Origin of the sequence: Paenibacillus gorillae (assembly GCF_000513275.1) — a bacterium.
GTDB lineage: Bacteria > Bacillota > Bacilli > Paenibacillales > Paenibacillaceae > Pristimantibacillus > Pristimantibacillus gorillae.
The window spans coordinates 1-16667 of record NZ_CBVJ010000085.1; the positions used below are offsets into that span (position 1 = coordinate 1).

Below are 16667 nucleotides of genomic sequence, written 5' to 3' on the forward strand. Positions count from 1 at the left end.
TTTTGTTTTGACTTGTTTTTTGGGCTTGTAACAATCAGTCGCTGGCGGTGTCGCTGCGCGTTTTGGTTCGTTCTGCCGTTCTTGATTCCATTGTTACATCGCTTTCACGATGAATTGGATAGAACCTTCGAAAAGTCAGACCGAACTCAAAACGCTCCGCTCTCCCTCAATTATGCGATAGAGTACAAAGCAGTTCATTAAATGCAACACACCTAAAGAACACATCTGGAAGCGCGAGCACCAGCATGTCCTTCACCAACACTAAATCAGAACTTTCAGCATGATACAGGGAAGAAAATTTACTTATAAACAACTACTGCAAAACGATGCTACGATTTCGGCCGGGTTGCTGCTGAGGCAATGTAAATGTAAACTTTAACTTTGACTTCGATCTCGCAATCTCACAGTGCCGCATAGCGGCCAAATTAACTCCATATGCTCGCTCTCCGCACCCCATAACAATCAAAATGCAATAGTGCATTTTGATAAGCCCAAAACTAACCAAAACAGCCTTCAAAATGCAAAAATACATTTGAAAACCTTCTAAATCGGGATATTTAAGCTTTTTCAGCCAAACAACCTGCACATTTGCATTTTGACGAGCAAAATCGCCCGAAAACCGTCAAACAACCTGTACTTTTGCATTTTGATTCGTTCAGCCACAGCAATCATCATCCGAAAACCCAGCTCCCTTCTGCAAAAGCAGCTCTTTGAAAGTAACTTTCTCTCATTCACTATACTGTGTGCGCTCATGCTCATGCTGATGCTGTTACTGGTGTTGCTGGCGCTCGAGCTGATATTCAGTTGGTGTTAGCATGCTCTCGGATGTGTACCTCCAGTGTTTAACACTTAATGAGCTACCTTGCACAATGTGGGAGAGCGGAGTGTTTTGAGTTCGGGATGACTTTTCGAAGGTTCTATCCATTTCTCATCGTGATAGCGATGTAACAATGGAATCAAGAACGGCAGCTCGAACCAAAACGCGCAGCGATCTCGTGCTTCGGTGAACCGACCAAGAATGCGCAGCTGCCCCGGACTTCGGCTGAGACAAGGGAGAGCGGAGCGTTTTGAGTTCGGATGACTTTTCGAAGGTTCTATCCATTTCATCGTGAAAGCGATGTAACAATGGAATCAAGAACGGCAGCTCGAACCAATTCCGCGCAACAAAAAAGCTGCCGAGAAATCTCGGCAGCCCCACCACTCTAATAAGGATCAATCATCTGCGCCGTCATCATCGCTTTAGCAGCGAGCCCGTTCGCATCAAGCACTTCGATTTCCAGCTTCGTCGACTTACGGCTCAGCTCCATCGCGCTCGGCACAATCGTAATTTCTCCGTCAATGGGCACCGGCCGAACGAAATAAGCTGTCATAGCGTCCACCAGAAAATCACGCTTGCCGGTATCACGGATCATGCGGCGCCCCGCCTGTGTCATTAGCGTAACGAGCACGCCCTCCGACACCATGCCGAGAGGTCCCGACATCTGCGGCGTAATAACGCCGCGGTAGTTAGGTACGCCTTCCGCATCCTCACCGGCAATAAACCCGGTCCACATCAAATCCTCAAACGTCTCGCCCGATTCCGGCTGCTTGCCGGCGAAACGCATCGCATCAAGCACTTCCTGCCTCGTAATAACACCGAGCAGCTTGCGGTGACGGTCGACAACCGGCAGCAGATCGATTCCTTCCGCCGCCATCGTATGCGCCGCAGACGTCACCGTAATGTTGGGAGCCGCGGTTATCGGATGGCGAGTCATTAATTTGTCCACGGTATAGGTATCCGGTGAACCATAAGCATCCTTGGCCGTCATCATGCCAATAACACGCCCTCGGTCATCAACGACCGGAAAGCGCGAATAACCGGTCTCCCGCACAAGCCGCTGGAAATCAGCCATCGTATTGTCAGCACGCATAACATCGGCTGGCTTGCTGAAGGTCATCAGATCCTCGATCAGCATAATTTTACGCTTAATAAGACGATCATACATCGCCCGGTTAATCATCGAAGCGACCGTAAACGTATCATGCCTGGAGGCAATGATTGGAAGCTCCTTCTCATCAGCAAGCAGCTTCACCTCGTCGCTTGGCTCGAAACCGCCAGTAATCAGCACGCCTGCCCCTTGCTCCAAAGCACGCCTGTGAGCACTCGAGCGGTTGCCCACGATTAGCAGACTCCCCTCGTCAATATATCGAAGCATGGCATCCAGCTCCATTGCGCCAATCACAAACTTATGCAAAGTCTTCTCTAGGCCGGAAGCGCCTCCGAATAGATGTCCTTCAACAATTTCAGCCACTTCACCGAAGGTCAGCTGATCAAGTGCCTCTCTGCGCTTGCGGTCGATCCGCACCGTGCCGATCCGCTCCTTCGTGCTGACAAGTCCGGCGTTCTCCGCCTCTTTGATTGCTTTATAGGCAGTCCCCTCGCTAACGCCAAGCTCTTTGGCGATGGCACGAACCGATATTCGTGTGCCGATCTTCAATTCCTGTATATGCTGCAAGATTTGCTCTCGCTTCGTTCCTGTGTCTGTTCCGGATTCCACGCCCCGTTTCCTCCCTCATGAATGGCATTTATCCCTGTACATTATACCAGTCAACAGTAACGCGGGCGACCTTAAGCATGGCATCGACGGATTCGCCGTCTTTACCGGTCAGTTTGTACTTGTCAAAAATCGGCTGCAGCCGATGCGGGCTTATCGCTTCGTTAGCTCCTTCTACGATGAACGTTTTCCAGTCGTACATAATCGGAACAGGGTAGCTCAATTGATAGATTGGCACCTGGTCGATAATAATACGCTGCGGCGGAATTTCTGCGTATTGGCTCGGGAATAGGAAAGAAACCTTTTCGCTGAACGGTCTGGAAATATAGTCAGATTCCAAACTGATGTTATATTCCACGATCTGCTGATGCGGATCAACCCTGCAGAAAAATTGGCCAAGCGCCTGCGCCGTCTTATGCGTCTTATGCAGCACGCGATATGTAAACTCAACGTTGAAAGGTACATGCTGATAATAAGTTTGTACTTTCCGGAAAAACTCAAACTCATCTACCATATCGGAAATCCCCTTGTAAAATGTTCCTGTTAAGGAAATGATGATAATAGAAAGAACCTTTTTACACAATTATAATAAAAAGCATATAATTTGGTCAATGACTATAGTAATTATTTTTTTTATACTCTATAGAACGTTGTCGCTCTTCACTTAAACGACTATCTTAAGGCTGAGGTGACGACTTTGAGCAAATTCGCTCATTACATCGGAGAAAACATCCGCAATCTACGTAAAGAAAGAGGACTCAGCCAGGAGCAGCTCGCCCTTCGCGCCGAAATCAATGCATCCTATATGGGCCAAGTGGAACGCGGCGAAAAAAGCCCGACGGTCGAAGTACTAGGCAAAATCGCAGGAGCGCTTAATTGCCCGCTTGAGCTTATCGTCAACAGCGTGCCTCCCAAAGCGATGGAAGCCGGCAGCAGTTATGCCGATAAAATCGCGCACCAGATGAACGGGCTTACCCTTAAGGAACAAGAAGCCGTCTACAAACTGGTCAAGCAATTGATTCATTTCAAAGACATCGAATAACAAATCAAGTTCGCCGCAAGGCTGTAAAAAAGAAAAAGGCATGGATGCCGCTCCGCCACGGGGGCAGCATCCATGCCTTTTTCAATTGTTCTTGTTGGGTCAGCATCAGCATTAGCCCTTCACTCTGTCACGGGAACGCCCCATAACAACTCCTTGAAGCTGCCGCTCCCACATCCGCTTCTTTGCTCTGCGGATTCGCTCCAGCTCCTTACGCTTTTCCTCGTTGATCAGAAGCAGCGCATTGAAATGGGCGGCGATCACGACCAGCGCAAAACCTACCCAAATCATGCCAAAAGTGCTCGTCAACCCCCAAGGGGCGCCCAAATCGAGCTTCGGCAGCGCATAGACTAGCATCGCAATTGCGCCTATTAAATATAATACATGACGGCCTTTACCCTTCATCCTTCTCACTCCCCGGCTTGTTCGCTTCCAGAAGCATTCACTGTACTTGTCCGCACTACCATTGTATGATCAGCGGTCCGCTATTATGACCGCAGGCTCTAATCGCTCCATTTTCAGCCCAGCGGCGAATCACCAAGGGATAGATGTCCTCATATGATGAAGGAATTCGTGTAAAATACCCAGGCTTTCTTCCTGCCATCCTCCTGCTTGGAAGGAGATTTACGATGCTTAAATCGAAAGTTGCCGTTCAGGTGATCGGCCCCGGCATGCTCACGGACGATACGCTCATGCTAGGAGAATCCTGGCTGAAGCAATGGAAAATTCCGGAGGGCCAGCCGGTCGTTCTAACATTTGGAGCGTTTCGGCAACATGTAAAAGTGATTGCTGTCGCTAAATACGACGGCATGCGCATTAGCCAAGGTTTGGCTAAAAAAATGGGCATTTTGGGAAATACACCGCTAAGGCTGCAGTACAAACCCGGTTCATCGTCATTATTGCTCGGCCCGCTGATCGGCGTGCTGATCAGCCGTGACTATCCCGGAGCGCCCGACAAGCCGTTTGGCTCGATTACGATGTTTTGCCGGGAGCTCGTTGACGGTTGCGCCACTCAGGGCGGATATGTTTATTTTTTCACGCCCAACCATATAGGTAGCAGTGCGGATTCCGTGGAAGGCTGGGTCTATGCAGACGGCTGGAGACGAACGGCAGTACCTGCTCCGGATATCGTCAACAACCGGCTTACTTCACGCAAGCTCGAGAATAAAGCCAACGTTCAGCATTTTTTGAAAGAAATTAAGCAAAAGCACGGAACGACCGTTTTTAACGAGAAGTTTCTGGATAAAACCGAAGTATTCGACGCACTCAAAAAGGACGCTTCCGTAAGCCGCTATTTGCCTGAATCGCATCTGCTGCGCAACTATACGACACTGAAATCCATGTCTTCCCGGTATGACAACGTCTTTCTCAAGCCCGTGCGAGGAAGTCTTGGCAAAGGCATTATCCGCGTCTCTCGGGCCGAAGGCAGCGGTTATCAAGCTCTATTCGCAACTACAGCCGGTTCCCGGCGTCAGCAGTTTCCGAGCCTACTCAAGCTTTATGCGACCATCTCGACAAAAATGAAAACGGTCCGCTATCAAATTCAGCAAGGGCTGCAATTGATTGAAATCCAGAAACGGCCGGTCGACTTTCGCGCACTGGTACGAAAAAAACAAAGCCGGCAAATGGTCCATTACGTCTATCGTCGCTCGAACGGCAGGCAGTCAGCATTTCGTCTCAAATTTGGCGCGGGGCGGTACGCTCAGCAGAGTGGGCGAAGCCGTCGCTAAGTCGAATCTAACCGTTGGCAGAGCGGATGCTTCCAGCCGGCTGCAGCAAGCGGCGCTATTAATAGCCAAAGGAATCGAGAGTCAAATTCCCGCCCATTTCGGCGAGCTTGGCATCGATCTTGCGCTTGATACGGGTGGACGCGTGTGGCTGCTGGAGGTCAACTCCAAGCCTTCGAAAAACGACAACACCCCGCTGACCGACAACAAGACTCGTCCGTCGGTGCGAATGGTTATTCAATATTCCCGGTTTCTATCGGGCTTTTAGCGGAGGGCACCATGATTCCATTGCTCGTTCAGCTCGGCATATTCGTGGCAACAGTCGGCTTGCCCGCCCAATCAAGCAACTCCGATCCCGCTGCAGCCATGCCCGAAAGGCGATTCTACGAACGGTTAAGCGACGCCGCAGCCAAGCTTGGGATTGCATTGTTCGTCTTCTCTCCAGCCCAGTTCGAAGAACGAACCGGCATACTGTCCGGCTTCCGGTACAGCGGCAAGCGTTGGCGAATAGAGGCATGCGCCTTGCCCGATATTGTCTATGACAGAAGCTATTGCTCGAGCTTTGAGGAACAGATGGCATGCCGTAACGCGCTGTCTGCGATCCGCAAACTGAAAGGGTATATTCCGCTAAACGGCAGCTTGCCCTCGAAATGGGAGGTATACAGCTATTTGAGACAGGATGCCATTCTTGTCAGACACTTGCCGCCCACTCAAACCGTTGACAGGCTGGAACAGCTGCTTCCGCAGATGCAGGAACAAAGCAAGGGATTGTTTCTTAAACCAGCTGCCGGCATGCAGGGCAAAGGGGTGCTCTATATCAGGCATCACCCGCTGACGGGGCAATGGCTGGCGGACGGAAGGACGCGGCACAACCTGCCTATAGCGAAAACATTCGAAGACTGGCCCGCTCTGATTCTATGGGGGGAACGCTTTGTTGGCCAAACCGCATATATCTGCCAACCTTATTTGGAGCTGAGAGGCCGGGATGGCAAAGCATTCGATGTAAGAGCACTCGTCCAAAAGAATGAAAAAGGACAATGGGTTTTGACCGGAACAGCAGTCCGGGTCGGGAACAGCGGCTCGCTCACTTCTAATCTTCACGGGGGCGGGAGCGCCTCTAACGCCACTGATTATTTGACCGATGCCTTCGGGAAACAGCGGACGCATCAACTGCTTAACGAAATCGGACGGCTTTCCCTGCATGCTGCCCCAAAGCTTGAAGAACGGTTTGGCCGGCTTGCCGAGCTGGGCTTCGACTTCGGTATCGAGCCTGCCGGACGGATCTGGCTGCTGGAAGTCAACTCCAGACCCGGAAGAGCATCGATGAGGCTGCTGGGCGACATGGAGGCCGAAAGGCTTTCCATTGAACGGCCGCTCCAATACGCGTGTTTGCTGTCACGACGCTTGTATCCAACCTTAATAACCAATGCATCTGCAATAGGCCGTACCTATGAGCAACATAAAAGGCTTCGGACAGACAACGTTCAGGAGGTTCATCCATGAGTTCGACAACTTGCAACGTGCATTTCTCACAACAATCGGACAGAGTGATTTACTTGTCCAATCCGCTGCTCAAAGAACTGAAGCTCTCAGGCAAAAAAACCGTCCATCTGAAGCTGGGAAAGGAAGTTATAACCGCAGCCATAAAGACGGTCAAACGCCAGGGTAACCATATTTATTTGTCAGCCGGCGTCCGGCAGTCTATCCGGGTGCCAAAGACGGGGCAAATTCTCGTCCTGAATTCAGGCGATAACGAAGTGCAGCTTGGTCCGCTCGTCGGCATCTTAAGTGACTTCGGCCCCCCCTCCACGGACAGCATGCCATTTGGCAGCCGGACCGGCTTTATTAAGCAGGTCATCCGTTCAGGCGAACGGAACGGCTATATGTTCGGCTTTACGCCCTCTGATATCAATTGGCAGCAAGAGACCGTCTACGGCTATTTCTTGAATTCACAGGGTGGCTGGTACCGGAAAACCGTTCCGCTGCCAGATGTCGTGTACAATCGGCTGCCAAGCCGGAAAGCAGAGACGTCGTCAACGATCAGCTCGCTGAGGGAACGGTTCGTACGCCGTAAAATCCCATTTTTCAACTGGAGCTTTTTCAACAAGTCAGATGTCTATAAGCTGCTCGACAATGATCCCGAGGCGCTGCAGCATTTGCCCGAATCGATCTCTGCCCCCTCCTCGGATAAAATAAAAAACTTGCTGGAAAAGCATCATTTTCTTTATTTCAAACCGACTGCCGGCAGCCTCGGCATCGGAATTTACCGTTTGACCTACCACCCGAAGCGCGGCTACTTCGCCCGTTACCGGAAGGGCGACCGCAACGTGCTGCTGCGCTTCACTAACTTCAACAGCTTGATGCGGATGCTTCATGCCCGCCATGGCAGCACGCTGGGCAACTACGTCGTACAGCAGGGCATCCGGCTCATTGAAATTGACGGCTGTCCGATCGACTTCCGGTTTCATATGCATAAGAATGGCAAAAACGAATGGGTGCCTGTGGGCATCGGAGCCAAAAAGGCCGGCAGAGGCAGCGTAACGACTCACGTCAAAAACGGCGGCTCGCTTATGACGCCGGAACAGGCGCTCAATCGGACCTTTAACGATAAATCGGGCGAAGTACTGGTAAAAGCGAAAGAAGTCGCAATTCGGCTGTCTGAAGCGATTGAACGCAACTACCCGCATCGCCTGGGCGAGCTTGGCCTTGATATTGGTATAGACAAAGACGGCGAGATCTGGATGTTCGAGGCGAATGCCAAGCCGGGACGCTCCATCTTCAAGCATCCTTCCCTGCGCTCCGAAGGACGCGCCTCCGTCGACTATATCATTGAGCACTGCCTGTACTTGAGCAAGTTTCAAGGAGGGGATGACTGATGGAGAGCTTAACTGCGGAACAGGAAGGCGTGGCCGCAATCCGGGCCGGCCGGCCCGTGCTCGCCATCTTGACGATTGACGACGATTTGCAGCTGTTCAGAGGCAACCGCAGTAATTTCGCCGATCTAATCCGGACCGGACAGCAGTCCGGATTTATCGTCTATGTGCTGACCGCCAAAAATTTATTTTTAAGCCGCTCCAGCTTAAAGGGCTATATATACGATGAGCAGAGCGAGGTTTGGCAGCAGCGGCTCTTGCCTTTTCCAGACATTATCTACAACCGGATTCCGCTGCGCGAGGATGAGATGCAAAAGTCGGTCCGGAGTAAAATAATCGCCTGTACGAAGGATCCGCGTGTAAAGCTGTTCAATTCGTCTTTCTTCAACAAGTGGTATTTGTTCGAGTGGCTCCGCCAATCCAAAACAACCAAGCCGTTTATTCCAACTACCCGCAAGCTGATGACCGTATCAGGTCTCGGTAAAATGATGCAAAAGCACCCTTATCTTTACTTGAAGCCGGAAAGCGGCAAAGCGGGAAAAGGCATTATGACGATCAAGCTTCAACCGGAGAAGCAGCTGCCCTATTTGCTGAAAATACAAGAGGACCGCAAAAGCGCCACTTACAATTGCGCAACGCTGGGCAAGCTTTGGACTCGCGTCCAGAAGCAAAGCGCGGGCGAGCCGTATATCGCCCAGCAGGGCATCCAGCTTGCCTCCTACAATGACCGCCGTTTCGACCTGCGCGCGCTCGTGCAAAAAAATGAGCGCGGCAAGTGGGAGGTCACCGGCATCGGCGCCCGTCTGGCAGGCTCCTCCAGCATTACGACTCACGTCCCTCGCGGCGGAATGATTGAAGATCCCGAAAAACTGCTCGTCAGTTCTTTTAATGCCGACCTGGCGCGTAAAATACTAATAAAAACAAAGCAGACCTCGCTGATGATCGCCAGACAGATTGAACGGGGCTCCGGCCAGCTGCTCGGAGAGATGTCTATGGACCTCGGCATCGACAGCTCCGGCAACATCTGGTTTTTCGAAGCCAATTCGAAGCCAATGAAATTCGATGAGCCGCATATCCGGCAAAAGTCGCTGGAGCGCATCTTTCAATACAGCTCGTATTTAACCAATCTGAAGCCAGAGAAAGCAGGAGGCGCATAAGGATGGAACTGCAGCTGCTTACCCCTGAGCAATGGCTGTCGGAGAAAAAAGACTGCTCGGATTTGCCGTACGGTTCGGGGAGAAGCGGCTGACGGTTGCAGCCCTGCATGCCTTGCGAATGTTGGATCCGAATATGTTGGACGCCAAAGATGCAGCACACCCTCGCGCTGTTGTAGCACTAGCAAGGCGCGGCGGCCGTCTGGCGGGGCTCGCATTCGCTGCGGATGCCGGTAAGCGTGGCTGCTTTATCGTCGTGCATCCGGAAGCGCGAAACGGCGGAGTCGGCTCCGCCCTGCTCCGTGCCATGATCGACAGGCTGGGAGAACTGACTTGCAATGTCGCGACCGACAATGTGCCGAGTATGGCGCTTTGCTTTCGGCTAGGGCTCACCGCCGTGTCCATGCATACCGGCCCAACAGGCAAGCCGACGCTCCGCTTTGAAAGGAGAATTAACGATGACGCAGCCTGTACTCGGAATATTAACGCTCTATATGAATGAGAACGGACATTTAGAGGAGCGTGATATCTACCAGAAGATGACGGTCGCCGGGCGAAAGCTTGGCCTCAAAGTCATCGTATTTACGCCAAAGGATGTCAATTACCAGCTAAATCGAATTCATTCGCTCGTCTATGAGCCGCAAGAACGCCAATGGAAGCGTAAATGGACCTCGTTCCCCTCGATGATATTCGACCGCTGCCGCATCCAGCGGACGTATCGCTTCGAGCAGCTACGCCAATTCCGTAAAAGCTACGGACATCTCACCTTTCTAAATCGTCCGCTGCGCAACAAAATGACGATCCACAGGATTTTAACCAAGGACTCCAGGTTCAAAAGCTATCTGCCTGTTTCCCGGATGGTTGACGGCGTCCAGGACGTCTCCGAGATGCTCCGTAAATATCCGCTCCTGTATCTGAAGCCCGTTAACGGGACGGGAGGACGCGGCATTTTGCGTATTGAACGGAAGCGGGACGGCAAATTGCTAATTCAAGGCCGGGATCTGTCGCGCCGGATCATCAACCCGAAACGAGTCTCTGCCGCCTCCTTGAGCGGCTATTTGTCCGACTGGGATTTGAAGGGTAACCGCTATCTCGCGCAGCAAGGACTGCAGCTCAAGCTGCCCACCGGACGCGTGCACGACTACCGGATGCTCGTACAGAAGAATGGTGAAGGCCAGTGGCAGGTTACAGGCTGTGCCGGACGGGTAGGAGCGGCGGGCAGTGTGACGTCCAACCTGCATGGCGGCGGCCATGCCGTGCCAATGGAGGTACTGCTGAAGCAATGGCTGACCAGCGAGGAACGGGTAACGGAGGTGATCGCCGAAGCCGAGCAGTTTGGTGTTGGCGTTGCCCAATACCTTGAACTGTGTTACGGCAGGCTCTGCGAGCTTGCGCTCGATCTGGCCATCGATCAGAAGGGCCGTATCTGGATGCTGGAGGTCAATCCGAAGCCGGCTAGAGAAGTGTTCGTCCAAGCGGGAGACAAGGAAACGTACCGTAAGGCGATCGTCCGGCCGCTGGAATATGCATTATGGCTTCATGGGCAAAAGAAACAGCGGAAATCGAAGCGCAACAGCGCTGCGCCCGCAGTGGCTGAGGAAAAGGGCGGCAATCTAGCTTCAACCGCTGCTCCTATGAGGGAAGCTTGATCAGCTTCTAGATACCGACTCGACACAGTTCAGCATGAGTCTCTAAGGGCAGATACTCTATTCTGGCGCAAACATAGAGCAAGTAGGGATAGTAGGGACAGCGGGTCTTGGCAGGCACAAATTGGATATCGAATAAGGCCAACCTGAGGTTGACCTAATGATAGGGAATGTCCCGAGGTCATATATGACTTCGGGACATTTTTTTAACTTTTCGAGTGAAGTACAAATCATAATGTAAAAGTGCAGGTTGTCCGCCCGTTTATCGGCGATTTCTGGCATCAAAATGTAAACGTGCAGGCTGATTGCTCAAAAAAGCTCCGATTAGGCGGATTTGCAGCATTTTAAATGTACTTTTGCATTTTGTTAGTGTTTTTGCCCCTTTTCGGGGTCATCAAAATGCACATTTGCATTTTGATCCTCATAGGGAACTATAGGAGATCGGCTAGAAGTACTTCTAGGAGCCCTCTAACGTTTATCCGTTTGCCAATTCGAGCAGCTCCGCCATGCTGCCAATCAAAGCATCGCTTCCATCCAGCTCTGCATCCCGGCCATAACCGGCATAAGCGCAGCCGATTACGATCAATCCGTTGCGCTTGCCCGCTTCTACATCAGAGGAACGGTCGCCGACCATCCATGCCGACTTCAGCTCATGGTCGGACAACAGCTGGGCAACTAAATCCACTTTGCTTGCGGTCTTGTACTCTCCTGCGCTGTACAACCCGTCGAAAAGCTCGATGATTCCTTTATATCTGGCAACTTCCTTCACATAAGCTTCCAGCCCGTTGCTGGCAACGAACAGCTTGATACCGCTCGCCTTAAGCGCTGCCAGCGTCTCGGCCGTCTCCGGGTATAAGCTGCCTTTACCCGCTGCTAACTCCTCGACCTCATATTGCAGAAACAGCTCATCCGCACGCTTGCGCGCCGCTTCCGTGCTCTCCGGCATAATTTTCCGCCATATATCGTCAAGTATCATGCCGAGACAAGCGAGAACGCTCTCGATTGGCGGCGTTTCGAAGGTGTACAGTCCCTCCTCGCGAAGAGTATCGAACAGTCTCGCATGTACCGAGCGAAGCAAAGTCTCCGTCTCGAACAGCGTACCATCCATATCAAAAATAATCGCTTCCGGGCGATCGAAAGTAGTAGTCATGATGAAACTTCCCCTTTTCTTGCATTTCGCTTGCCTTAAAGCTTAATGCTGATTTTGAATAGTCCTGCCTTACGAGCCGCCATATAAATGATGATAACGAGCGGCCCAAGGAATACGCCGATGACGCCGACCAGCTTAAAGCCGACATACAAGCTGATGAGGGCAGCCAGCGAACCGATACCGACCGCGTCGCCCAAAATTTTCGGCTCAACGATCCGGCGGAAGACGGTAATGAACAGAAATAAAATGTACAAGCCGATGCCGGTCGGCACATCCCCTGTCAGGAGCAAGTAGGTGCCCCATGGCACCAGCACCGAGCCAGTGCCCAATATCGGCATAATATCGACGACAACGATCAATAGAGCGATTGCAAGCGGATATTTAACATCCAGTATCAGCAGGCCAATAATCGATATTGCATAGGTTAATGCGCTCAGAATAATTTGTGAACGGAGAAAGCCGAAGATCGATCCCTTCAAGTTGTCCAGCACTTGATTGACTTGCGGCCGGGACTTCTCTTCGAACAGCGACAAAACGGAAGCCTTCATCGTGTTAAGGCTATAGCCGAACATATAGACCGCCACCAAAAACACGATAAAGAAAATGAACATGCCGGGAATACCCGAAGCGAATGACAGGACCGAGCTCGATAACGTCTTGACCATTCCCGTTACCGTATTCCCAAGCCCAGTCAGCCATTTCTCTACTTGAGCGGCGGCGTCCGGCGACAGATGATTGTACAGCGTCTCCGCTTCATCCATAAGCTGGCTTACATAGCTGTTGGCATCTCCTACATAATTCGGTACCCGCTGGGCGAATGCGATCAGCTCAGTGACGATTTTCACACCAAGCAGCGCCATTAATCCGAGCAGTACAATTGTAAACAGCGTGCTGGAAATCGTGGAGGCGATGAGCCGGTTCACACGAAATTTCCGAATGAACAGCTTCGTCAGCGGCTCCATGAAAATCGCTACAACCAAGGCCAGCAGAAACGGTGCGCCGGCGGTAAAAAATAAATACAGCAGCAGCAGGCCAACCGCTAGCATCACCAATGTTTTGATCGACAAGCTTACTCCTCCTCTCCTTGCTGCTTGATCTTGCATTTTCGAATATGTACGCGAGTTACGCGAAGCCGTTTGCATTCCGCCACCTCGAACGAAAAACCGCCGTGCTCCAGCCGTTTTCCTTTCGTCGGATTGCCCTCCAGCCGGATGAACATCCACCCGCCAATCGAATCAATCTCATCTGCCTCAAGATCGGTACCGAGCAGGTCGTTAACTTCCTCGATCAGTATCCGGCCATCCACAGAGGTCACGTCCCCTTTTACTACAATACTCGGAAGAGCCGTATCAAATTCCCCATGAATTTCGCCTACGATTTCTTCTAATATCCGCTCCGTTGTCAGCAGCCCTGCCGTGCCCCCATATTCATCAACGACGACCGCAAGCTGGGAATGCTGTAGCTGCATCAGTTTCAGTACATCACTAATTTCCATCGACTCCGGCACGGTTAATATCGGACGCAAAAAAGCTTCCAGCTCATGCGATTCATCCGGATCGGCCGTCAGCAGGTCTGTAATATGCACAAACCCGATAATCTCATCTTTATCGATAACACCGACGGGATAACGGGTATGCTTAGTCGCATAGACCAGCTTTAAATTGTCCGCGAAGGAGCGGTTGCTGTATAAGCATTCCATATCCGTTCTTGGAAGCATGACCTCGCGGGCCAGCCGGTCTGAGAATCCAAAAACATTGTCAAACAGCGCCATTTCGTCTTTATCCAAAATACCACTCTTCGCACTCTCGTTCATGAGCAGCCGAAGCTCCTCTTCCGTATGAGCGGCATCATATTCGCTTGCCGGCTCGATCCGCAGCATACGAAGCAGCGAGTTAGCGGCTCCGTTCAACAGCCAGATAACAGGCATTAACAGCTTGTAGAACAACGACAACGGCTTGGACAGCCATAGAGATGCCTGCTCCGACTTCTGAATCGCAAGCGACTTTGGCGCCAATTCGCCTAGAACAATATGTAAAAATGTAATGACGCAAAACCCGACGGCGATCGAAAGCGTAGAGATCAGCGTCGGGTCGGTTACACCAGATTTATGCAGCAGAGGCTCGACGATCAGCTCCGATATCGCAGGCTCGCCTACCCAGCCAAGGCCAAGGGAGGCGAGCGTGATGCCGAGTTGTGTAGCCGACAAATAGGCGTCGAGTCTCCGGTTTACTTTAAGCGCAGTGACCGCCCTCGAATAGCCTTCATTGGCAAGCTGAGTCAGCCGGGTCTGCCTCACTTTGACGAAAGAAAATTCTGCCGCTACGAAAAAACCGTTCAGCAGGACAAGGAACAAGACGAGAAGTAAATTAAGCACGATGTCTCCAAATACAAATTCCGTATGCACCCTGAATCGTTCTCTCCTTTGCCTGGCAGATGAAAGGTTGGGCGGCGAAGTTTAAAGCACAGCTCGTCGCTGGTGGAAATCAATTTCCTTATAATACATATCTTTCACGAGCAAGTTCGGACCGCAGCAAGATGCGGCTGGGCAATGGCAATTGACGCTCGTGGCAAGCTCGTGGTCCAGCCATCTGTCAAACAAATCGTCCAGCTTCTCCCCGCCAATGTTCCCGAAAGCAGGCACATCGGAGAAATCAGTAACGAACACTTCGCCGGTAAACAAATTAACATTCAACCGGTTGCGGCCGTCTGGATCATTGCGAACCGTAACATTCGGCTCCTCAGACAGGCGTTTCAGCAATGCCCGCTCCTCAGCATCATCGCTGCAGTGATAGAACGGCAGCGTGCCGAACAGCATCCAGACCGACGGGTCCCGGGCATCCAGCAGCTTCTCGATCGAGCGCCGCATCTGCAAGCGGGTAATGGCCGGCAAGTCTTTTGCGAATGAGCTTGGGTACATGGGATGAACCTCATGCCGCTGGCAGCCCATATCCATAATGAGACGATGAATTTCATCGATTTTGTCATGCGTCCGGAAATTGATCATCGACTCCGCCGAGACTAGAACACCAGCATCGCTTAATCTGCGTGCGTTGTCGATCATGCGGTCGTACATGCGTACCGCAGCTTCACGAGGAACGGAATGTCCCGCCTTGGCAAATCCGATTTGATGAAAATCGTCGGCATTCGTGTAATTGAAGGAAATATGCATGACGTCCAAATAAGGCGCCAATTGCTCATACCGGCTGTATGGGAGCGTCACATTGGAATTGATCTGGGAGCGAATCCCCCGGCTTCTCGCATATTGCAGCAGGGGAACCATATAATCTTTGACTGTTTTATCCGAGAAGCTGGGCTCGCCGCCCGTAATACTGATCGTCTCCAGATGCTCGACCTCGTCCAGCCTCCTGAGCATGAGCTCCAGCGGGATTTTGGCCGGCTCTGCCATGACGAGCGTATCGCCAACAGCGCAATGCTCGCAGCGCATATTGCATAGATTGGAGACCGTCATCTCGACACTGGTGAGCTTATGCCTTCCAAACTTCTGCAGCGAGCGTATGGGGTCCCAAGGATCATTTTGGGGCGTTAAAGCCGGCAGCACTTCTTTTCTATGTTGCAAATCAATTGTATTCATACGTATCAGCACCTGACTAAGCTTGATTTATCAATTTTCATGATTATTTCTATTGTAATGTCCGAGCAGTAAGGAAGCAAACGAGAGAAGCTGAAAATTAACCATATTTAGAGGAATAATATTTTGAACATCTATTGCAATTGAGATTTTCACAAACAAAAAAGAAGGCCAGGAACTTATATCCTGTTGGCCTCCTTTACCCGGTTAAATGCCGGATGCAAGCTGTACATCGGTTTTTTCGCCGTTTACGCCGACGATCATTGTCGAAAGCTGTTTCGATAAATCGACCTCGTAAGGGACGGCCAATGTTTCACCCGCCTCGTTATTGAGAATCCGAATAATCGGCCGGTGCGGGTATGCCGTATTGAAGTCGATTACGACGCCGCTTTCTCCCGTATGCAGCGTAACGGTAATGCCAATCGGATAGATGGCGACTTTATCACGGAACAGTTGAACCATGTGCTGCTCGTACAACGTTCCCGTGCCTGCATACAGCAGCTCAATAGCCTGATGAGGCAGCATCGGCGAACGATACACGCGATTTGTCGTCATGGCGTCGTAGGAATCGACCAGGCCGATCCACTTCGCATAATCGTGAATTTCACCGCCCTTGATTCCGCGCGGATAACCGCTTCCGTCCAGCCGTTCATGATGCTGGAATGCGCAATGCGCCACAATGAGCGGCAAATTGGGCTCGTCCTTCAGCAGCTCAAACCCGATCTTCGCATGATTTTTCATCATGCCGAATTCTTCGGCCGTGAGCTGATCCGGTTTTTTCAGCACATTCATCGAAATTTGCGTCTTGCCTATATCATGCAGCAGCGCGCCCATCCCAAGCGTCATAAGCTCTTCGCGGGTATAGCCGTACGCGGTGCCGAGCAACGTCGTATAGACGCATACATTCAAAGAATGCTGATATAAATAATCGTCCACTGTGCCCATGTTCATCAGC

The 16667-nt window shown here is 51.5% G+C and carries 15 protein-coding genes and 1 pseudogene; 8 read left to right on the forward strand and 8 right to left on the reverse strand.

Features of this window, described 5'->3' with window-relative positions; genetic code table 11:
• The coding region (locus TY10_RS31575) for a hypothetical protein (protein WP_238327650.1) at positions 1–201 on the forward strand (201 nt) is incomplete at its 5' end.
• Positions 202–1202: 1001 nt separating this feature from the next.
• Here the strand turns inward: TY10_RS31575 and TY10_RS15000 are convergent.
• Positions 1203–2537: a DRTGG domain-containing protein gene (locus TY10_RS15000; protein ID WP_042165004.1), complete on the reverse strand. Its 1335-nt coding sequence runs from the start codon at positions 2535–2537 to the stop codon at positions 1203–1205.
• Positions 2538–2565: 28 nt separating this feature from the next.
• On the reverse strand, positions 2566–3048 hold the full coding sequence (locus TY10_RS15005) for a hypothetical protein (protein ID WP_042165007.1): 483 nt from the start codon (positions 3046–3048) through the stop codon (positions 2566–2568).
• A 183-nt stretch (positions 3049–3231) separates the two neighbouring features.
• On the opposite strand from TY10_RS15005, the gene TY10_RS15010 reads away from it, so the two are divergent.
• Complete coding sequence (locus TY10_RS15010; RefSeq protein ID WP_042165010.1) at positions 3232–3576, forward strand: helix-turn-helix domain-containing protein; 345 nt, start codon at positions 3232–3234, stop codon at positions 3574–3576.
• Between the two features lie 111 nt (positions 3577–3687).
• Here TY10_RS15010 and TY10_RS15015 read toward each other — a convergent pair whose 3' ends face one another.
• Complete coding sequence (locus TY10_RS15015; RefSeq protein ID WP_042165013.1) at positions 3688–3978, reverse strand: hypothetical protein; 291 nt, start codon at positions 3976–3978, stop codon at positions 3688–3690.
• A 224-nt stretch (positions 3979–4202) separates the two neighbouring features.
• Between TY10_RS15015 and TY10_RS15020 the strand changes: the two are divergent.
• From TY10_RS15020 to TY10_RS15045, 6 genes and pseudogenes are all read left to right on the forward strand, one after another.
• Positions 4203–5568: pseudogene (locus tag TY10_RS15020) on the forward strand (YheC/YheD family endospore coat-associated protein).
• Positions 5569–5579: 11 nt separating this feature from the next.
• Positions 5580–6803, forward strand: coding sequence for a YheC/YheD family endospore coat-associated protein (locus tag TY10_RS15025; protein WP_052350556.1), 1224 nt, complete (start codon positions 5580–5582; stop codon positions 6801–6803).
• Positions 6800–8176: a YheC/YheD family endospore coat-associated protein gene (locus tag TY10_RS15030; RefSeq protein WP_042165015.1), complete on the forward strand. Its 1377-nt coding sequence runs from the start codon at positions 6800–6802 to the stop codon at positions 8174–8176. The genes TY10_RS15025 and TY10_RS15030 overlap by 4 nt, the downstream gene beginning before the upstream one ends.
• On the forward strand, positions 8176–9330 hold the full coding sequence (locus TY10_RS15035; protein WP_042165018.1) for a YheC/YheD family endospore coat-associated protein: 1155 nt from the start codon (positions 8176–8178) through the stop codon (positions 9328–9330). The genes TY10_RS15030 and TY10_RS15035 overlap by 1 nt, the downstream gene beginning before the upstream one ends.
• A 118-nt stretch (positions 9331–9448) precedes the next feature.
• Positions 9449–9829: a GNAT family N-acetyltransferase gene (locus TY10_RS15040; protein ID WP_162160614.1), complete on the forward strand. Its 381-nt coding sequence runs from the start codon at positions 9449–9451 to the stop codon at positions 9827–9829.
• On the forward strand, positions 9786–10976 hold the full coding sequence (locus TY10_RS15045) for a YheC/YheD family endospore coat-associated protein (RefSeq protein ID WP_042165023.1): 1191 nt from the start codon (positions 9786–9788) through the stop codon (positions 10974–10976). Before TY10_RS15040 ends, TY10_RS15045 begins: the two co-directional genes overlap by 44 nt.
• 472 nt (positions 10977–11448) lie before the next feature.
• Here TY10_RS15045 and TY10_RS15050 read toward each other — a convergent pair whose 3' ends face one another.
• The 5 genes from TY10_RS15050 to TY10_RS15070 form a co-directional block, all read right to left on the reverse strand.
• Positions 11449–12123, reverse strand: a complete 675-nt coding sequence (locus tag TY10_RS15050; protein WP_042165026.1) for an HAD family hydrolase — start codon at positions 12121–12123, stop codon at positions 11449–11451.
• A gap of 35 nt (positions 12124–12158) precedes the next feature.
• The gene (ytvI, locus tag TY10_RS15055; RefSeq protein ID WP_042165029.1) at positions 12159–13190 is read right to left on the reverse strand and encodes a sporulation integral membrane protein YtvI; all 1032 of its coding nucleotides are present in this window, start codon (positions 13188–13190) and stop codon (positions 12159–12161) included.
• A 2-nt stretch (positions 13191–13192) separates the two neighbouring features.
• Positions 13193–14527 (reverse strand): hemolysin family protein, encoded by a 1335-nt coding sequence (locus TY10_RS15060; protein ID WP_042165030.1) that lies wholly within the window; start codon positions 14525–14527, stop codon positions 13193–13195.
• A 51-nt stretch (positions 14528–14578) separates the two neighbouring features.
• Positions 14579–15715 (reverse strand): radical SAM/CxCxxxxC motif protein YfkAB, encoded by a 1137-nt coding sequence (yfkAB, locus tag TY10_RS15065; protein ID WP_042165033.1) that lies wholly within the window; start codon positions 15713–15715, stop codon positions 14579–14581.
• A gap of 204 nt (positions 15716–15919) precedes the next feature.
• Positions 15920–16667: HD-GYP domain-containing protein (locus TY10_RS15070; protein WP_042165040.1), on the reverse strand; the 748-nt coding region annotated here is incomplete at its 5' end.